Genomic DNA, 18,632 nt, shown 5'->3' with positions numbered 1-18,632 from the left:
GACGAACATGACGCATAGAAAAATTGCCTTCGCCGCCGTTCTTTCGCTGTCGCTCTTCGCCGTCATCGCCCTTGTCCCCGCGCGGGGCGCCGATCACGACGACGATCATAATATGCATATGCATGGCCACGGCGCGCATATGGACATGTCCTCGAAGATGACGGATTCGCGCAAGGAGGTGGATCTTCCGTCGCCGATGCGCGCGCATATGCTCGCCAATATGCGCGGCCATGCGGAGGCCGTCGCCGAGATTCTCGCCGCGCTTGGCAAAGGCGACGGAGCCGGCGCCGCGAAGGTTGCGGAAACGCAGCTCGGCCTCGGCTCGCCTCACGCCGCCGCCTGCAAGCCCGCCGCGAAGAGCGGCGAACTCGGCCCCATGCCGGCGATGATGGCGCAGCATATGCCCGACGACATGCGCGCGCTCGGCCTTGCGATGCATGAGCAGGCGAGCAAATTCGCCAAGGAGGCAGAAAAGATCGGTCCCGGCGGCGACATGCGGCCGGCGCTTGCCGAATTGTCTCACGTCGTGCAAGGCTGCAACGCCTGTCACGCCGCCTATCGGCTGGACTAAACGATCTTCGTCAGGGCGGCGTCGCGCCGCTGGAGCAGGTTCCGAAAAAGTTGACAGACTTTTTCGATGAGAACCTGCTCTAACATTTTGATCTTGAGCGATTCCTTATCGATCACATGATTCCATGTGATCGGGAAGCGCTCTAGGGAGTCGGTCTTGCGCATCGCGAGCTGGAACGTCAATTCGATTCGTCAGCGCCTTCAGCCGCTGCTCGCCTTCCTGAAAGAAGCGGCGCCGGACGCGCTCTGCCTGCAGGAGACGAAATGCGAAGACCACGCCTTTCCGCGCCTGGAAATCGAAGACGCCGGCTATAATGTCGCCATCCACGGGCAGAAGACCTTCAACGGCGTCGCGATCCTCTCCAAATCGCCGCTCGACGACGTCACGATCGGCTTGCCCGGCTTCGACGGCGAGGCGCAGTCGCGCTACATCGAGGCCGTCGTTTCCGACGGCGCCGGCGGCGCGACCCGCGTCGCCTCCATTTATGCGCCGAACGGCAATCCGCCGGATACGCCGAAATATCCTTACAAGCTCGCCTTCATGGAGGCTCTGACGCGCCATGCGGCGGCGCTTTTGCGGCTCGAGGAGAGCGTCGTTCTCGCCGGCGATTACAATGTCATTCCGGCGCCCGGCGACGTCTATGAGCCTTCGGCCTGGATGGGCGACGCTTTATTTCTGCCGCAGACCCGCGCCGCCTTCCAGCGCCTCCTCAATCTCGGCTACGCCGACGCCCTGAGGGCGACGACCGATGCGCCGGGCCTTTACACCTTTTGGGATTATCAGGCCGGCGCCTGGCAGAAGAACAAAGGCCTGCGCATCGACCATCTGCTGCTGTCGCCGCGCGCCGCCGACCGGCTCGCGCGCGTCGACATCGCCAAGGCGATGCGCGCCGGCGACAAGCCTTCCGATCACGTCGCGATCTACGCCGATCTCGCCGCGGCTTGAGAACCGCCTCTCAAATTTAGTTGCGGGCGCGCAAATAGCCTTCGAGCATGGCGACCGCCGCCTTGCGGTCGGCTTCGCTCGCCGTCTTCAGCGCGTCGGCGTAAAGATCGGCGATCCATTGCTCGCTTTCGACGCCTGCGGCGGCGTCCCGGGCGAGCGTCAGATACATCAGGCCGCGCGCGCGCTGCGGCTCGCCGCCGGCTTCGCCGCTGAAGATCAGCCGCCCGAGAAGCGCCTGCGCCTGCGGATGGCCCTTGCGCGCGGCGAGCTCCAGCCAGGCGACGCTCTGGCGCATGTTCTTCTTCACGCCGACGCCGTCGAGATACATGCGGCCGAGATGATATTGCGCGTCGGCGGCGCTGAAATAAGTCGCCGCATAGCGGAACAGCTCGAAGGCGCGGTCGGGGTCCTTCTTGATCTTCGCGCTTGGCGAGCCGTCGAGCAGATAGAGTCCGACGGCGACGAAGGCGCTCGCCGCGAGCGACTGCTCCTGCGGGTCGGGTTCGTCGTCGGCGAAATGCTCGACGATGCGCGAGAAATACTCATAGGCCTTGGCGTCGTCGCGGGCGACGCCGTCGCCGTCCGCATACATCCGGCCGAGTTTCCATTGCGCAAGCGGCTCGCCGCCCTCGGCGGCGTAGCGCAGCGCCGGGATGGAGGTCGCGGCGTCTCCCGCGTGATAGCTTTCGAGCCCGGCGCGCAGGGCGGCGCGCGGGTCCTTGAACATCGGCAGCGGCTTGGAGGCCGTGGCGGCGGATTCCGCCTTGGTCGCGTCGAGGGCCGGCGCCGGCGCGGCGAAGGCCGTCAGCAGCATGGCGGCGCTCGCCGCCGCCAGCCACGCCGGCAGAGTCGCGCGCCCCCTGCCCAGCCTTGCGGCCGATCGCAGACCCCTATGCGATGACTCGATCATGACCGATCCAACTTCCTGCCCAGAAGACGCCCGACGCCCAAAGGCTCTTAACGCCAGCCGTCACCCGCCGTCCCGCGAGAAGGAAAGAAGGACCCTGCCGCCGGAAAGCAAGGTTGCTTTCGGCGGGCGTCTCCGCATCTCGAATGAGCTTGTGACTTGACGACCTTAGCCGAGCTTTTGTGTCTGAAAAGGGGCTTGGAACGCAAAGAGTAAGCGGCGGCCCGCAAACTTTTGTATTGTTGCATGGAAAGCACATGGATTGTGACGCAAACGCCACGGTCCGATAAGGAAATGAACGCGGACCGCGTCGCCATGACGCAATGCCCGAAACACTGCGCGGATGACCGGCATGCGGGACTTGTGCTTTCATGCGGTCGAATCGCCGTCTCTGTCGTAAGGAAAACTCTCCATGGAGCTTCGACGCGCCATCGCCGCCACGATCCTCGCCACGGCCTGCGCCGCCGCCGTCGGCTCCGCGCTTGCCGCGGGCGACGCCCGGCGCGGCGCTGTCGTCGCGACGCGCTGGTGCGCGAGCTGTCATGTCGTGGCCGCCGACCAGACCGCCGCCTCGGCCGACGCCCCTTCCTTCTTCGAGGTCGCCAAGCGGCAGGTCGACCGCAAGAAGCTCGCCAATTTCCTCATCGACCCACATCCGCCGATGCCCGACATGCATCTGTCGCGTAAGGAAATCGACGACATCGTCGCCTATATCCGCAGTCTTGATCCGCGCCCGCAGCCGCCGGCCGAGCCGGACGGCAAGGACGACCAATTGCCGAAAAACGGCTGATCCGCTTTCGCTGGACCCTGTCAGGCGACCGGGCTAGAGCGAACGGCAATGGCTTATGTCGTCAAGGAAGCTTTCAAGACGCTGCAGGGCGAGGGCCTGAACGCCGGCCGCGCCGCCGTCTTCTGCCGTTTCGCCGGCTGCAATCTCTGGAGCGGCCGCGAAGAGGATCGCGCTGAGGCGCTCTGCCGCTTCTGCGATACGGATTTCGTGGGCTATGCGGGAGAAGGCGGCGGCAAATTCGCCGACGCCGACACGCTCGCCGCCCATCTCGCCGCGCTCTGGGGTCCGGCGCGCGACGCCCGCTTCGCCGTTTTGACCGGGGGCGAACCGATGTTGCAGGTCGACGACGCGCTGATCGCGGCGCTGCATCGGCGCGGCTTCGAGATCGCGATCGAGACCAATGGCGCGTTGCCGGTGGCGGCGGGAATCGACTGGATCTGCGTCTCGCCCAAGGCCGGGGCGCCGCTCGCGCAAACCAGAGGCGACGAACTGAAGCTCGTCTATCCGCAAGAGGGGGACGATCCGGCGCGATACGAGAGCCTGGATTTCCTCCATTTTCTGCTGCAGCCCATGGACGGGCCGGACATTCTGCGCAATACGAAGGCGGCGGTGGACTATTGCCTCGCGCATCCGCGCTGGCGCCTGTCGCTGCAGACCCATAAGGCGATCGGGGTGAAGTGACGGTGGCGAGTTTCGAGATTTTTCGAGAATTCTATTTCGAGGCGGCGCATGCGCTTTACGACCCGGATCATCCGACGGGCGGCAAATATCGCAATATTCACGGCCATTCCTTCCGCGTGCGCGTCACGCTGCGCGGCGCGCCCAATGCGGAGGACGAATGGGTGATGGATCTCGGCAAGCTTGGCCGCGCGCTCGCCGCGCTGCGCGAGCGCCTCGACCACTCCTTTCTCAATGACCTCAATGGCCTGGGAAAGCCGACGCTCGAAAATCTCTGCCTCTATATCTGGCGCGATCTTGCGGCGACGCTGCCGGGCCTCGCCGAGGTCGGCGTCTTCCGCGACTCTTGTTTCGAGGGCTGCGTCTATCGCGGCGACTGAGCGGAAGCTCGCCCTTTTCTTCCCGCATCGCCGCATGCGAACTGCTGCTCTGCGGCGCATCGCCGCTATTGCGAAAGATTGACGCGGTCTCTACGGTTTGATCTTTGTTTTCGTGCACAAAGCCCACCGCCGCGGCGACGTTGAAGATCCGCAACCAAAGAGTGGGGCGAGCGAGGGGAAGCTTAAGGAAATGGCGAATAATAAGGTCATCACCGCCGACGAGGCGATCGCGCTCATTCGCGACAATGACGTCGTGACCACCACGGGCTTTGTCCAAAGCTGCATTCCCGAAGCGCTGCACGCCGCGCTGGAGAAGCGCTTCGTCGAGACGCAGCGTCCGCGCGACCTGACGCTCATCATGACGGCGGGCGCGGGCGACTCGAAGGGCCTCGGCACCGGCCGCTTTCATCACGAGGGGTTGCTGCGCCGGGTCATCGCCGCCAATTTCGGCCGCATGCCCAAAGTCGCCCAGGCGGCGCAGGAGAATAAAATTTGCGGCTATAATCTCCCGCAAGGCGTCATCTCCCAGCTCTATCGCGCCTGCGCCGGCGGCCAGCCGGGCCTCTTCTCCAAGGTCGGCCTTTACACCTATGTCGATCCGCGTTTCGGCGGCGGCAAGGTGAATGAACGCACCAAGCAGGACATGGTGAAGCTCGTCGAGGTCGAGGGCGAGGAATGGCTGTTCTATACGGCGACCAAGATCGATGTGGCCTTCATCCGCGGCACGTCGGCGGACCCTTCAGGCAATATCAGCATGGAGCGGGAGGCGCTCGTTCTCGACAATCTCGCCCAGGCGATGGCCGCGCATAATAATGGCGGCCTCGTTATCGCCCAGGTCGAGCGCATCGTCGAACAGGGCTCGATCAAAGCCAAGGACGTGCATGTGCCGGGCATTCTCGTCTCGGCCGTCGTCGTCGCTGATCCGCCGGAAATGCACCGCATGAATTATGGCGTCATCCATAATCCGGCGCTTTCGGGCGAAATCCGCGTGCCGGTCGAAAAGCTCCCCAAAATGACGCTCGACGAGCGCAAGGTGATCGCAAGGCGCGCGGCCTTCGAACTGCCGCCGAACGGCGTCGTCAATCTCGGGGTCGGCGCGCCGGAGGGCATCGCCGCCGTCGCCAATGAAGAGAAGGTCACGCCTTACATCACGCTGACGACCGAAGCTGGCGCCATCGGCGGCGTGCTGGCGTCCGGTTCGAGCTTCGGCGCCGCGACCAACGCGGATTCGATCATTCAGCAGAACCAGCAATTCGATTTCTACGACGGCGGCGGCCTCGACATGACCTGTCTCGGCATGGCCGAATGCGACGTGCAGGGCAATGTCAATACGTCGAAATTCGGCGGCAGGCTCAATGGCTGCGGCGGCTTCATCAATATCAGCCAGAACGCGCGGCTCGTCGTCTTCGCCGGCACTTTCACCAATGGCGGGCTCAAGGTCGCGATCGAAGACGGCAAGGTTCATATTCTTCAGGAAGGCCGCAACAAGAAGTTCCTCAACTTCGTGGAGCAGATCACCTTCTCCGGCAAATTCGCGCAAAAGCGCAAGCAGCCCGTCTATTACGTGACGGAGCGTTGCGTCTTCCAGCTCAAGGACAAGGGGCTGGAGCTCATCGAGGTCGCGCCGGGGATCGACATCGATAAGGACATTCTCGCGCATATGGACTTCAAGCCCATCGTCGAGCACCCCGAATTAATGGACAAGCGCATCTTCATCGACGAGCCGATGGAGTTGATCAACGATCTTCTCAATCTCAATCTCGATCAGCGGATATCCTACGATCCGGCGCGCAACATCCTCTTCCTCAATCTCGAGGGCTGGAACGCGCGCACCAAGAAGGACATCGACGAAATGCGCAATGCGCTTGTCGCCGCCTGTCAGAGGGTGGGCAAGCGCGTCAATTCCGTCGTCAATCACGACGGCGCGCGCATCGCCGAGTCGCTCTACGACGATTACGCCGAGATGATCGAATATTTGAGCCAGCGCTATTATCTGACGACGACGCGCTACGCCACGAGCGCCTTTGCGCGCCTCAAGATGAAGGAGGCGCTCGCGAAACGCGGGCTCCAGCCGCATGTCTTCGAGCGGCGGGAGGCGGCCGAGACCTTCCTCGAAGTCGTCGGCTCCAGGGAAGAGGAGAAGGCGCCGGCGCCGGTCTGAGGCTCCGGCCTAGAGCGGGTTCCGAAAAAGTTGACAGACTTTTTCGATTAGAACCTGCTCCAGGATTTTGATTTTGAGCGATTCCTTATCGATCACATGATTCCATGTGATCGGGAAGAGCTCTTAAGCGGCGGACAAAAAGAAGGCCCCGTGGCGCGGGAGCTCACGGGGCCGGTGCTTCGCCTATGCGAAAGCGCGTCTGGGATGATCCAGTTTCTGGGCCGGGCGTCCGCCGCTTGGCCTTTGCGCGCGGGCGCCCGGAAGGGATGTCACATGTCTTCGAGGATAAGGCGGAACAGTCAGCGCTGAACCTGACCGCCATTTGACCGGAACGAAACGCCGGTCACTGCATATGACCCGGTGGCGTCATGCTCCTCTCGCAATATTGTCGCTGTCGACCCGGCCGGCGACACAGCTCTGCGCCCCGGCCTGTCTCATCGCGTCCGCATCGAGGTCCCGCCCGAGCGAGCCTGCCGACGCTGTCGCCTCGGCAGGTGCGATAGGAAAAAGATGTGCCCGCTTTCCGATTCGGTCAAGGGAGGATGCATGACAGCTGCACGACAAAAATGTCGCAGCCGCCTTGCGCCGGACAGATTTGACGCATATAGATATCTTTATGTCTGATGTTCAGGCCTTGAGGCCGCCTCCCAAGCTCGCCATGGAGCCGACGCTCGCCGCCCTTAATGCGGCGGGAGAGGAGACACGGCTGCGCCTGCTCGCGCTGCTCGCCCAATCGGAGCTGACGGTGAGCGAGGTCGTAGCGATCCTCGGCCAATCGCAGCCGCGCGTCTCGCGCCATCTCAAGCTTCTTGTCGAAGCCGGTCTCGTCGAGCGCCGCCGTGAAGGGGCCTGGGCGTTTTTCCGCCTCGCGCCGTCGGGCCCTGCGGGGGCGCTCGCGCGCGACATCGTCGCCTGGCTCGAAGTGGACGACGCCATTCTCGCCGGCGATCGCGCGAGGCTTGCCGAAGTTCGCCACGCCCGTTCCGAGAACGCGGCGCGCTATTTCGCCGCCCATGCAGAGGAATGGGACCACATCCGCGCGCTCCACGTGCCCGAGGAGCGCGTCGAAGCGGCGATGCGCGACGCCATCGGCGACGCGCCGGTGCGCAATCTCTTGGACCTCGGCGCGGGCGCGGGGCGCATGCTGGAGCTTTTCGCGCCGCAGGCCGAGCGGGCCGTCGGCGTCGATCTCTCTTCCGCCATGCTGGGCGTCGCGCGGGGGCGGCTGGAGGAAACCGGCCTCGCCAATGTGCAATTGCGCCAGGCGGATATTTACGCGCTGCCGATCCAGCGCAACTCCATCGATCTCGCGATCATGCATCAGGTGCTGCATTATCTCGACGATCCCGGCCGCGCGCTGCGCGAGGCGGCGCGGGTGCTGGCGCCAGGCGGGCGCCTGCTCGTCGTCGATTTCGCGCCCCATGACGAGGAGACGCTGCGCGACAAGCACGCGCATCGGCGTCTCGGCTTCGCCGGCGCCGAAGTCACGGATCTCCTGACCCAGGCCGGGCTAGAGGTGGTTTTGCATCGCGACCTCGCGCCGAGCGCGAAGGACGGGGCCAAGCTCACCGTCTCCCTGTGGCTCGCGCGCGATCCGCGCATCGTCGCCGATCCCCTTCCCGCCGCTTCCTACGAGACCGCCTGATGTTCAACGCCCTTCATCCCATGGCGTCGCAGAACCAATTTGCGATCTCTTATGAGTTCTTTCCGCCGAAGACGCCGGAGATGGAGGCGGAGCTCTGGCGCAGCGTCACCCGCCTCGCGGCGCTCAGGCCGCATTTCGTCTCCGTCACCTATGGCGCCGGCGGCACGACGCGCGAGCGCACCCACGCCATCGTGACGCGCATCGTGCGCGAAACCGACATGAAGCCCGCCGCGCATCTCACCTGCGTTTCCGCCTCGCGCGACGAAATCGACGCGATCTTGCGCGACTATTGGGATGCGGGCGTCCGCCACATCGTCGCGCTGCGCGGCGATCCGCCGACCGGCGTCGGCACGACATTCGAGCCGCATCCGCAAGGCTACGCCACCTCGACCGATCTCGTGCGCGGCATTCGGCGCCTGCATGATTTCGAGATTTCGGTTTCGACCTATCCAGAAGGCCATCCCGAAAGCGCCTCGGTGGAGCGCGATCTCGACGCGCTCGAAGCCAAGATCGACGCCGGCGCGACGCGCGCCATCACGCAATTCTTCTTCGATAACGACGTCTACTTTCGCTTTCTCGACAAGGCGCTGGCGCGCGGCATAAAAATCCCGATTGTGCCGGGGATCATGCCGATCCGCAATTTCAAGCAGGTCGCGGGCTTCGCGCGAAAAGCCGGCGCGAGCGTGCCGCTCTGGCTCGCCGAGCGTTTCGACGGCCTCGACGACGACCCCGAAACCCGCGCGCTCGTCGCCGCGACGACCGCCGTCGAGCAGGTGATCGGCCTAGCGCGCGCCGGCGTCAGCGAATTCCATTTCTACACCAACAATCGCGCCGATCTCGTCTTCGCCATCTGCCATCTGCTTGGCGTGCGTCCGCTGCGTGAAAAGGCTCTCGTATGACCTTCGATAAAGCTCACGGATCGAAAATTCTCAAGGCGCTCGAAGAGGCGGCGGCGCAACGCATCCTCATTCTCGACGGCGCCATGGGCACGATGATCCAGCGCCATAAATTCGAGGAAGCCGATTTTCGCGGCGAACGCTTCAAGGATCATCCGAAGGACCTGCGCGGCAATAATGATCTTCTGACGCTCACCCAGCCAGGCGCGATCAAGGCGATTCATATCGCTTATCTTGAGGCCGGCGCCGACATCATCGAGACCAATACTTTCTCCTCGACCTCGATCGCGCAGGCCGATTACGGGCTCGAACATCTCGTCTTCGAACTCAATCGCGAAGGCGCTCGGCTCGCGCGCGCGGCCGCCGACGAAGTGGCGGCGAAGACGGGCGTGCGCCGCTTCGTCGCCGGCTCCATGGGGCCGACGAACCGCACGGCGTCGATTTCGCCCGACGTCTCCAATCCGGGCTTTCGCGGCGTCACTTTCGACGAATTGCGCGCCGCTTATAAGGAAGAGGCGCTCGGCCTCATCGAAGGCGGCGCCGACATTCTGCTCGTCGAAACCATTTTCGACACGCTGAACGCCAAGGCGGCGCTTTACGCGCTCGAAGACGCGTTCGACGAGGTCGGAACGCGCTTTCCGATCATGATTTCGGGCACGATCACCGATCTTTCCGGCCGCACGCTCTCCGGCCAGACGGCGGTCGCCTTCTGGAATTCGATCGCGCACGCCAAGCCCTTTTCCATTGGCTTCAACTGCGCGCTCGGCGCGCGCGAAATGCGCCAGCATATCGCCGAGATCGGCCGCGTCGCCGATACGCGCGTCTGCGCCTTTCCCAATGCGGGCCTGCCCAATGAATTCGGCCTCTATGACGAGAGCCCGGAATATATGGCGGAGCTCGTCGGCGAATTCGCGACCTCTGGCCTCGTCAATATTCTCGGCGGCTGCTGCGGCACGACGCCCGACCATATCGGAGCGATCGCGCGCGCGGTGAAAGGCGTCGCGCCGCGCGTCGTTCCGGCGATCGAGCCGCTGTTGCGGCTCTCCGGCCTGGAGCCTTTCGCGCTGACGAAAGACATTCCCTTCGTCAATATCGGCGAGCGCACCAATGTCACCGGCTCGGCGAAGTTCCGCAAGCTCATCACCAATGGCGATTACGCGACCGCGCTCGATGTCGCGCGCGATCAGGTCGCGAATGGCGCGCAGATCATCGACGTCAATATGGACGAGGGTCTGCTCGACTCCGAGCGCGCCATGGTCGAGTTCCTGAACCTTCTCGCCGCCGAACCCGACATCGCCCGCGTGCCGGTGATGGTCGACAGCTCCAAATTCGAGGTGATCGAGGCGGGGCTCAAATGCCTGCAGGGCAAGGGCGTCGTCAATTCGATCTCGTTGAAGGAAGGCGAGGAGAAATTCATCGCCGACGCGCGCAAGGTGCGCCGTTACGGCGCGGCGGTCGTCGTCATGGCCTTCGATGAAGCCGGCCAGGCCGACACGCTCGCGCGCAAGACGGAAATCTGCGCGCGCGCCTATAGGATTCTGACCGAAGAGGTGGGCTTCCCGCCGCAGGACATCATCTTCGATCCCAATATTTTCGCCGTCGCCACCGGCATCGAGGAGCACGCCAATTACGGCGTCGATTTCATCGAGGCCGCGCGCATCATCAAGCGCGATCTGCCGCATGTGCATATTTCCGGCGGCGTCTCCAATCTCTCCTTCTCCTTCCGCGGCAATGAGCCCGTGCGCGAGGCGATGCATTCGGTGTTCCTCTATCACGCGATTCACGCGGGGATGGACATGGGCATCGTCAACGCCGGCCAGCTCGCGGTCTATGGCGAGATCGACCCGGAGCTGCGCGAACTCTGCGAAGATGTGGTCCTGAATCGCCGCGCCGATTCGACGGAACGGCTCGTCGAAATCGCCGAGAAGTTCAAGGGCGCCGGCGCCAAGACGCAGGAGAAGGACGCCGCCTGGCGAGAAAACACGGTCGAGAAACGTCTCGAATACGCCCTCGTCAACGGCGTCACCGATTATATCGAGGCCGATGTCGAGGAAGCGCGCGCGAAATCCTCGCGGCCGCTCGACGTCATCGAAGGCCCGCTGATGGCGGGCATGAATGTCGTCGGCGATCTCTTCGGCTCGGGCAAGATGTTCCTGCCGCAAGTCGTCAAATCCGCGCGGGTGATGAAACAGGCGGTCGCCTATCTCATGCCCTTCATGGAGGCCGACAAGAGCGAGCGCTCGACGGCGGGCAAGATTCTGCTCGCGACCGTGAAGGGCGACGTGCATGACATCGGCAAGAACATCGTCGGCGTGGTGCTGGGCTGCAATAATTTCGAGGTGATCGATCTCGGCGTCATGACGCCGGCGGCGAAAATTCTGGAGACGGCGAAGAGGGAGAAGGTCGATCTCATCGGCCTTTCCGGCCTCATCACCCCCTCGCTCGACGAAATGTGTTTCGTCGCTTCGGAATTGGAGCGCGAAGGGCTCGACACGCCGCTGCTCATCGGCGGCGCGACGACGAGCCGCGTCCACACCGCCGTGAAGATCAGCCCGAATTATCGGCGCGGCCAGGCGGTCTATGTCACTGACGCCAGCCGCGCCGTAGGCGTCGCGCAGGCGCTCATGTCGGAGAAATCGCGCGAGGAATATATCGCCCAGACCCGCGCCGAATATGAGCGCGTCGCCGAGGCGCATGCGCGCGCGCAAGTCGACAAGCAGCGCGTCGGACTCGCGCAGGCGCGCGCCAACGCCTATAAAATCGATTGGGCGAATTATGAACCCGCAAAGCCGAGCTTTGCCGGCGCGCGCGCCTTCGCGAGCTATGACGTCGGCGAGCTTGTGCCCTATATCGATTGGACGCCGTTCTTCCAGGCCTGGGAATTCAAGGGCCGCTATCCGGCGCTGCTCGACGATCCGGAGCGCGGCGAAGCGGCGCGCACGCTTTACGAGGATGCGCGGGCGATGCTGAAGCGCGTCGTCGAGGAGCGCTGGTTCACGCCAAAGGCCGTCATCGGCTTCTGGCCGGCGAATTCGATCGGCGACGACATCGCGCTCTATAACGGCGAGTCGCGCAACGAAACCATCGCGACGCTGCATACGCTGCGCCAGCAACTCCCTAAGCGCGACGGCAAGGCCAATCTCGCGCTCGCCGATTTCATCGCGCCGAGGGAGAGCGGCAAGGCCGATTATATCGGGGCTTTCGTCGTCACCGCCGGGGCCGAGGAAGAGAAGATCGCCGCGCGCTACGCCCGCGCCAATGACGACTATGGTTCGATCATGGTTAAGGCGCTCGCCGATCGCGTCGCCGAGGCCTTCGCCGAGCGCATGCATGAACGCGTGCGCAAGGAATTTTGGGGCTATGCGCATGAGGAGAATTTCGAGCCCGAGGCGCTGCACGCCGAGCCCTATGTCGGCATCCGCCCCGCGCCCGGCTATCCCGCCCAGCCCGACCACACGGAAAAGGCGACGCTGTTCGAGCTGCTGAACGCCGAGAAACGCACGGGCGTGAAGCTCACCGAAAGTTTCGCCATGACGCCGGCGGCGACCGTCAGCGGCCTTTATCTCGCGCATCCTTCGACGCATTATTTCGGCGTCGGCAAGATCGAGCGCGATCAGGTCGAGGATTACGCCCGCCGCAAGGGGATGGACGCGCGCGAGGCCGAACGTTGGCTCGCGCCGATTTTGAACTATGCGCCTTTGGCGGCGGAAGCGGCGGAGTGACGGACGCCTCTGGCGATCCTTACGATCTCGCGCGTTTCGTGGCTGCGCAGGACCCCATCTATGCGCAGGCGCGGGCGGAGCTCGCCTCGGGCCGCAAGCAAAGCCACTGGATGTGGTTCGTCTTTCCGCAGATCGAGGGCCTCGGCGGCAGCGCCATGGCGCAGGCCTACGCCATTCGTTCGCGGGAAGAGGCTCTCGCCTATTTCGCGCATCCGATATTGGGCCCGCGGCTCAAGGAATGCGTTCGCCTCGTCAATGGCGTTGAGGGCCGGAGCGCGCGCGAAATATTCGGCCATCCCGACGATCTGAAGTTTCGCTCGTCGATGACCTTGTTTGCGGCCATCGCGCCTCAAGAGCCGCTGTTTGCGCAGGCGCTGGAGAAATATTACGCCGGCGCGCCAGATCCCCTGACTCAAGCCAAATTATAAGACCTCCTTGTCCAACGCTTGGGCGGCGTCCCCGCCCACCGCTTCGAGACTGAGGCCGGCCGTCTCGATGCGGAACAGCCAGGTGACGAGCGCGCCCAGGAGCGACGTCCCGACCAGAATGTAAAGAAGCCTCGACGCGCCGAGATCGGCGAGCAGGATGGGGAACAAGAAGGCTGTCAAACAGGCGCCGATTTTCGCGAAGGACGCGGCGAAGCCCGCGCCCTTGGCGCGAATGGCTGTAGGAAAGACCTCGCCGGCAATCAGATAGGTCTGCGCGTTGGGACCGAGATTGGTCATGAAATTGAACAGCATGAAGCCGGCGAAGATGAGCATCATCCGCGCGGCCCCGTCAAAGCGGACCGATTGGGCCGCGACGGACAGGCCGATCGCGCAGCCGATGAAGCCCGTGACCTGCAGCCGAATGCGGCCGAGACGGTCCGCCAGCAGCACCGCCGCCAATATGCCGACGAGCAGCAGGATGTCGATGAACGCGGCGCCTTTGGCGGCGATGAGATCGTTGGAAACGAGATCGGCCACATTTTGCGCATGCTCGCGCTTATGTCCGACGGCGGCGGCGAGAATCGTCGGCGTAAAAATGCCGATGCCGTAGGTTCCAAGGTCCTGCAGGAACCAGGGAACGGATGCGAGCACGGTCGCGCGCAGATTTTTGCCGCGGAAGAGAGCGGCGTAGCCGCTCGAACGCCTGGTCTCTTCTGTGTCGGCGGTAGCGGCGAGCCGGACGTCGTTCGGATAGCGCGGCTTGCGCTGTAACAGCCGGCCGAGCGTCGTCTCGGCTTCGCGCGGGCGTCCGCGAACGGCGAGCCAATGCGGGCTTTCGGTGATGAACAATCGTCCCAGCACGACCAGCGCCGCCGGGACGATGGCGGTGGCGTACATCCAACGCCAGGATTCGAGATCAGGATAAGCGGACAGGATGAGATAGCCAACGGCGGTGCCGATAAGCGCGCCCGCCGCCTGGAATCCGAACGCCGCAAGCACCAGCGCGCCGCGGCTGTGCGTCGGCGTGCTTTCGGAGATAATGAGGTGAGCGGTCGGATAGTCGCATCCGAGCGCCAATCCCATGCCGAACAGGCACGCGATCAACCATGGGAAGTTTGGCGTGAAGACGATCAACGTCAGAAAAAAGGCGAACAATATCATTTCGAATATGAAGAGCGGTTTGCGGCCGAAATGATCGGACAGTCCGCCCAATGCGCTGGCGCCGATCAGAATGCCGAACAATGTCGCGGCGCCGACCATGCCGTGCTCCGCGGCGCTGAGGCCGAATTCTTTGACGATCAGAGGCAAGGCGACGCCGGTCATGAACACGACCAGCCCCTCGAAAAACTTGCCGGCGACGGACAGCCACCAGATGCGCCGCTGCATCCCCGTCAAAGGCGAAGGGGGAGCGATCGTCCCATCGACCCACAGCGGTTGTTCGTCGATATATCCCTGGACCGTCGTTTTATGCGCGCGCCTTTCAGCGCCCGAAGTCGAGACGCTTTGTTCCATCTGCGTCGCTCCTCATTGTTGATCGGCACTATGGACGTCGGGCCATTTCGCTAGTGTGACCGGGCCCCGCGATCGCTTGACGAACGAAGAGAAATATTGCGCCGGCGCCCCCGATCTCTTGACGCTCGGGAAATTATAAGTTTCGGTCCGCGACGAAAGCTCTCGCGGAGGGAATAGATGTCCTTGACCATGACGGCCGGCGGCGGACGCATCAAGACCCTGCTCATCTGGGCGCCCGTCTTCGCGCTCACGCTTTTCGCGCTCTATACGCTCGCGCTTTCGCGCGGCGAGACCGTCAACGCCATGTGGATGGTGACGGCGGCGATCGGCGTCTACGCCATCGGCTATCGCTTTTATTCCCGCTTCATCGCCTTTCGCGTTCTGCAGCTCGACGCGCGGCGGCGCACGCCGGCGCTTCGCCGCAACGACGGGCTCGACTATGTGCCGACCGATAAATGGGTGCTGTTCGGCCATCATTTCGCGGCCATCGCAGGGCCGGGACCGCTCGTCGGTCCGGTGCTCGCGGCGCAGATGGGCTATCTGCCGGGAACGCTGTGGCTACTTGCCGGCGTCATCTTCGCCGGCGCCGTGCAGGATTTTCTGGTGCTCGTCATTTCGACGCGGCGCGACGGCCGCTCGCTCGGCGATCTCATCAAGACCGAGATGGGGCCGCTTCCCGGCCTCGTCGCCATGGTCGGCATTTTGAGCATCATGATCATTCTGCTTGCGGTGCTCGGGCTTGTCGTCGTCAAGGCGCTCGCCAACAGCCCCTGGGGCTCCTTCACGGTCATGGCGACGCTGCCCATCGCCATTCTCATGGGCGTCTACGGCCGCTATCTGCGGCCGGGCCGCATCCTGGAAATGTCGTTGCTCGGCTTCGTCCTGCTCATCGCCAGCATCGCGTTGGGGCGCACGGTCGCGGAGAGCGCGGCGCTTGCGCCGCTCTTCACCTATAAGGCCGAGACGCTCGCCTTCATGCTCATCGCCTATGGCTTTATCGCCTCCGTCCTGCCCATCTGGTTCTTGCTCGCGCCGCGCGACTATCTCTCGACCTTCCTCAAGATCGGCACGATCTTCTCACTCGCGGCGGGCATCTTCATCGTGCGGCCCGATCTGCAAATGCCGGCGGTGAGCCGCTTCATCGACGGAACCGGGCCGGTCTTCGCGGGCAGCGTCTTCCCCTTTCTCTTCATCACCATCGCTTGCGGCGCGGTGTCGGGATTCCATGCGCTCGTCGCCTCCGGCACGACGCCGAAGATGATCGGCGACGAGACGCAGACGCGCTTCATCGGCTATGGCGCCATGCTGATGGAGTCCTTCGTCGCCATCATGGCGATGATCGCCGCGAGCGTGCTCGATCCCGGCGTCTATTTCGCGATGAACGCCGCGCCCGCGGTCATTGGCGCGACGCCCGACGCCGCCGCCGCGACGATTTCCTCCTGGGGCTTCGCCGTGACGCCCGAGACGCTTACCGGCGTCGCCGAGCAGGTCGGCGAAAAGAGCATTCTGTCGCGCGCCGGCGGCGCGCCGACGCTCGCCGTCGGCATGGCGCATATCCTTTCGTCCGTAGTCGGCGGCGCGGCGACCATGTCCTTCTGGTATCATTTCGCGATCCTCTTCGAGGCGCTCTTCATTCTCACGACGCTCGACGCGGGCACGCGCGTCGCGCGCTTCATGATCCAGGACCTCGCCGGCGCTTTCTTTCCCGCCTTTGGCGATACGAAGGCTTGGGGCCAAATCTTATCGCGACGGGCCTCGTCGTGACCGGCTGGGGCTATTTTCTCTTTCAGGGCGTGATCGATCCATTGGGCGGCATCAATACGCTCTGGCCGCTCTTTGGCATCGCCAATCAGATGCTCGCGGCGATCGCGCTGACGCTCTGCGTCGTGGTGCTCTATCGCATGAAGCGCGAGCGCTACGCCTTCGTCGCCATCGTCCCAACGGCCTGGCTCTATATCTGCACGCTCACCGCCGCCTTCGAGAAGATTTTCCATGAGGATCCTCGCATCGGCTTTCTGGCCCACGCCAGAAAATTCGCCGAGGCGGCCGGGAAAGAGCGATTGCTCGCGCCGGCGAAGACTCTCGCCGAGATGCAGCGCGTGATCTTCAACGATTATGTCGACGCCTCCTTATGCGCGATCTATGCGACGCTCGTCATGGCGATGCTCGCCTTCGCGATCAACGCCATTCGCGCCGCGCGCGCGGCGCAGCATGTCACGACCCGGGAGACCGAAGATGAATTGCACGATCTGCGGCCTGCCCGGGCTTGATCTCTCCAAGCTCTCGCGCAAGCTCCGCGACGGCGCGCGGCTCATGGTGGGGCAGGGCGACTATGACGCCTATGTCGCGCATATTCGCGCGCGCCACGACGGAACGCCGATCATGACGCGCAAGGAATTTTTCCGCGCGCGCGAGAGCGCGCGTTTTGGCGGCAATGGCGAACGCGCCTTTCGCTGCTGCTGAACGACTGTCATTCCCGGCAGGCCGAAGGCCTGACCGGGAATCCAGAACCTTCCCAAGAGCGCTCGGCGTCTTCTGGATTCCCGATCGCTTCGCTGACGCGAAGCGTCGGGAATGACATCCGGGATGGATTGGCCTTATTGCTGGAAGGGAATCGTCCGTCCCGGCTGGCGCGCCTGCTCGCGCGTGTAGGAAACGCCGTGCACTTTCACGCCGTTGCCGTCGACGAGCGTGATAATGCCGCCCCGGTTCGACAGCGAGACAGGCGCCGCGACATTCACGACCGTCGTCGCGCCGGCAGCGATCTGGCCCGAGAGCGGCATGGCGTTCTTGTTCTTGTCGCGCAGCGTCCAGCCGGAAAGATCGACCGGCACGTCCGCGGTGTTGAGCAACGTCACCGTTTCCTGCTCCGGCGAATTCACGTCGTTGACGAGCGCGGCGACGATGCGCACCAGCCCGTCGGGCGCGTCGAAAGGGGGAATGCGGTCGCGCTCGACCGGCGTCGGGGAGACGATCGGCTCGCCGCTGTGATCGTCGGAATGCCAGGCCTGCGTCTGGAATTTCAGGAAAACCGCCGACCATTGGCTTGATGTCGGGAAATGGAAGATCAGCCCGCCGTCCTGCCAGGGGCCGTTCGACGCCGCGAAGCTCCCGGGAGGATTGCCCTGGTTGAAATGAATGTCATGGATACCGCGACCGGGCCGGAAGCCGAAAATTTTGTCGGCTTTCGTCTCCGGTCCCCAGCTTTCGCCGAAGGCGTAGATCGTCGACGCTTCGTCGGCCATCGCCCGCTGCACATAGGAATCGACCTTTTCGTTGAGGTCATTGTCGGGCCCCGGCGCTGACAGCGGCAGAGGCTTGAATTCCCATGGCTGCGCGAGATTGCCGCGAATGAAGTCGAGCGCCACGCCGCCGGGCGCGCTTGGAAGGCGATGCAGGCCGTCCTCGAACGCCAGCAACTGCTCGGTGATCGGGTGATCGAAGCGCGACCGCACGAGATATTCCACCTCGCTGCCGTCGCTCGACTGCACATTGACGGCGATGCGATATTGATCCGCGCCGTCGGAGATCAGCACCTGATAGTGAGGATTGGCGCCGCTCCCGAGGCGGTTGTTGATCGGACGACCCTTGAGCAATGAATAATTCTTAAGCGGCATCGCGCGTCTCCAATGTCGATCGTAATGAGTGGGGCAGAGGCCCCAGTCGGCAATAGGTCGATGCTACGGCGGTCCCGATGTCACAAGCAAGCGGCGGCGGCTTTGGCATAGTCGGCCATTTGAAGATTGGCCATCCGTTCCTGGCGCCGCCAAGGCGGAAAATAGTTTAGATTGGCGCCATGCAGGATGGTCTCGATCGTCGCGCGCTTCTCGCCCTTCTCGACTGGCATGTCGAGAGCGGCGTCGATCTCGCGCTCGACGAGGCGCCGCATGACCGCTACGCCGACAGCGCCCGCGCGCCAGCGCCGCCTCCTGCGGCCGTCGCCGCGCGGGTCGAGGCGCGTAACCCGTTAAAACAGGAGCCGGCGCTCCCGCGCCGC

14 protein-coding genes and 2 pseudogenes are annotated in these 18,632 nt (G+C 63.9%); 13 read left to right on the top strand and 3 right to left on the bottom strand.

Annotated elements, in window-relative coordinates; all coding sequences use genetic code 11:
- Positions 1-7: 7 nt before the first annotated feature.
- Positions 8-571 carry a hypothetical protein gene (locus tag V3H18_RS12975; RefSeq protein ID WP_332082491.1) on the top strand — a complete coding sequence of 188 codons (564 nt, stop codon included), beginning with the start codon at positions 8-10 and terminating at the stop codon, positions 569-571.
- A 156-nt stretch (positions 572-727) separates the two neighbouring features.
- The gene (gene xth / locus V3H18_RS12970) at positions 728-1,516 is read left to right on the top strand and encodes an exodeoxyribonuclease III (protein WP_332082490.1); all 789 of its coding nucleotides are present in this window, start codon (positions 728-730) and stop codon (positions 1,514-1,516) included.
- Positions 1,517-1,532: 16 nt separating this feature from the next.
- On the opposite strand, the gene V3H18_RS12965 is transcribed toward xth, so the two are convergent.
- On the bottom strand, positions 1,533-2,426 hold the full coding sequence (locus V3H18_RS12965; RefSeq protein ID WP_332082489.1) for a tetratricopeptide repeat protein: 894 nt from the start codon (positions 2,424-2,426) through the stop codon (positions 1,533-1,535).
- Positions 2,427-2,835: 409 nt separating this feature from the next.
- Between V3H18_RS12965 and V3H18_RS12960 the strand changes: the two genes are divergently transcribed.
- The 8 genes from V3H18_RS12960 (at position 2,836) to V3H18_RS12925 (ending at position 13,123) form a co-directional block, all read left to right on the top strand.
- Positions 2,836-3,213, top strand: a complete 378-nt coding sequence (locus V3H18_RS12960) for a c-type cytochrome (protein ID WP_332082488.1) — start codon at positions 2,836-2,838, stop codon at positions 3,211-3,213.
- A gap of 48 nt (positions 3,214-3,261) precedes the next feature.
- On the top strand, positions 3,262-3,894 hold the full coding sequence (queE, locus tag V3H18_RS12955) for a 7-carboxy-7-deazaguanine synthase (protein ID WP_332082487.1): 633 nt from the start codon (positions 3,262-3,264) through the stop codon (positions 3,892-3,894).
- Positions 3,891-4,271, top strand: a complete 381-nt coding sequence (locus tag V3H18_RS12950; RefSeq protein ID WP_332082486.1) for a 6-pyruvoyl trahydropterin synthase family protein — start codon at positions 3,891-3,893, stop codon at positions 4,269-4,271. The genes queE and V3H18_RS12950 overlap by 4 nt, the downstream gene beginning before the upstream one ends.
- A 190-nt stretch (positions 4,272-4,461) precedes the next feature.
- Positions 4,462-6,432 carry an acyl CoA:acetate/3-ketoacid CoA transferase gene (locus tag V3H18_RS12945; protein WP_332082485.1) on the top strand — a complete coding sequence of 657 codons (1,971 nt, stop codon included), beginning with the start codon at positions 4,462-4,464 and terminating at the stop codon, positions 6,430-6,432.
- Positions 6,433-7,048: 616 nt separating this feature from the next.
- Positions 7,049-8,077, top strand: a complete 1,029-nt coding sequence (locus tag V3H18_RS12940) for an ArsR/SmtB family transcription factor (protein WP_332082484.1) — start codon at positions 7,049-7,051, stop codon at positions 8,075-8,077.
- The gene (metF, locus tag V3H18_RS12935) at positions 8,077-8,976 is read left to right on the top strand and encodes a methylenetetrahydrofolate reductase [NAD(P)H] (protein ID WP_332082483.1); all 900 of its coding nucleotides are present in this window, start codon (positions 8,077-8,079) and stop codon (positions 8,974-8,976) included. Before V3H18_RS12940 ends, metF begins: the two co-directional genes overlap by 1 nt.
- Positions 8,973-12,695 carry a methionine synthase gene (gene metH, locus V3H18_RS12930; protein WP_332082482.1) on the top strand — a complete coding sequence of 1,241 codons (3,723 nt, stop codon included), beginning with the start codon at positions 8,973-8,975 and terminating at the stop codon, positions 12,693-12,695. Before metF ends, metH begins: the two co-directional genes overlap by 4 nt.
- A complete protein-coding gene (locus tag V3H18_RS12925; RefSeq protein WP_332082481.1) occupies positions 12,692-13,123 on the top strand; it encodes a DUF1810 domain-containing protein in 432 nt (143 codons plus the stop codon). Before metH ends, V3H18_RS12925 begins: the two co-directional genes overlap by 4 nt.
- Here V3H18_RS12925 and V3H18_RS12920 read toward each other — a convergent pair.
- Positions 13,118-14,635, bottom strand: a complete 1,518-nt coding sequence (locus V3H18_RS12920) for an MFS transporter (RefSeq protein ID WP_332082480.1) — start codon at positions 14,633-14,635, stop codon at positions 13,118-13,120. The genes V3H18_RS12925 and V3H18_RS12920 overlap by 6 nt on opposite strands.
- Before the next feature lie 189 nt (positions 14,636-14,824).
- On the opposite strand from V3H18_RS12920, the pseudogene V3H18_RS12915 reads away from it, so the two are divergent.
- Positions 14,825-16,905: pseudogene (locus V3H18_RS12915) on the top strand (carbon starvation CstA family protein).
- Positions 16,871-17,098 (top strand): YbdD/YjiX family protein, encoded by a 228-nt coding sequence (locus V3H18_RS12910; RefSeq protein WP_332082479.1) that lies wholly within the window; start codon positions 16,871-16,873, stop codon positions 17,096-17,098. Before V3H18_RS12915 ends, V3H18_RS12910 begins: the two are co-directional and overlap by 35 nt.
- A gap of 134 nt (positions 17,099-17,232) precedes the next feature.
- On the opposite strand, the gene V3H18_RS12905 is transcribed toward V3H18_RS12910, so the two are convergent.
- The gene (locus V3H18_RS12905) at positions 17,233-18,252 is read right to left on the bottom strand and encodes a DUF2278 family protein (protein ID WP_332082478.1); all 1,020 of its coding nucleotides are present in this window, start codon (positions 18,250-18,252) and stop codon (positions 17,233-17,235) included.
- Positions 18,253-18,431: 179 nt separating this feature from the next.
- Here V3H18_RS12905 and V3H18_RS12900 point away from each other — a divergent pair.
- A pseudogene (locus tag V3H18_RS12900) lies at positions 18,432-18,632 on the top strand (uracil-DNA glycosylase); the annotation flags it as partial.

Origin of the sequence: Methylocystis borbori (assembly GCF_036576025.1) — a bacterium.
Lineage (GTDB): Bacteria > Pseudomonadota > Alphaproteobacteria > Rhizobiales > Beijerinckiaceae > Methylocystis > Methylocystis borbori.
This window is presented reverse-complemented; position numbering and strand designations above follow the sequence as displayed.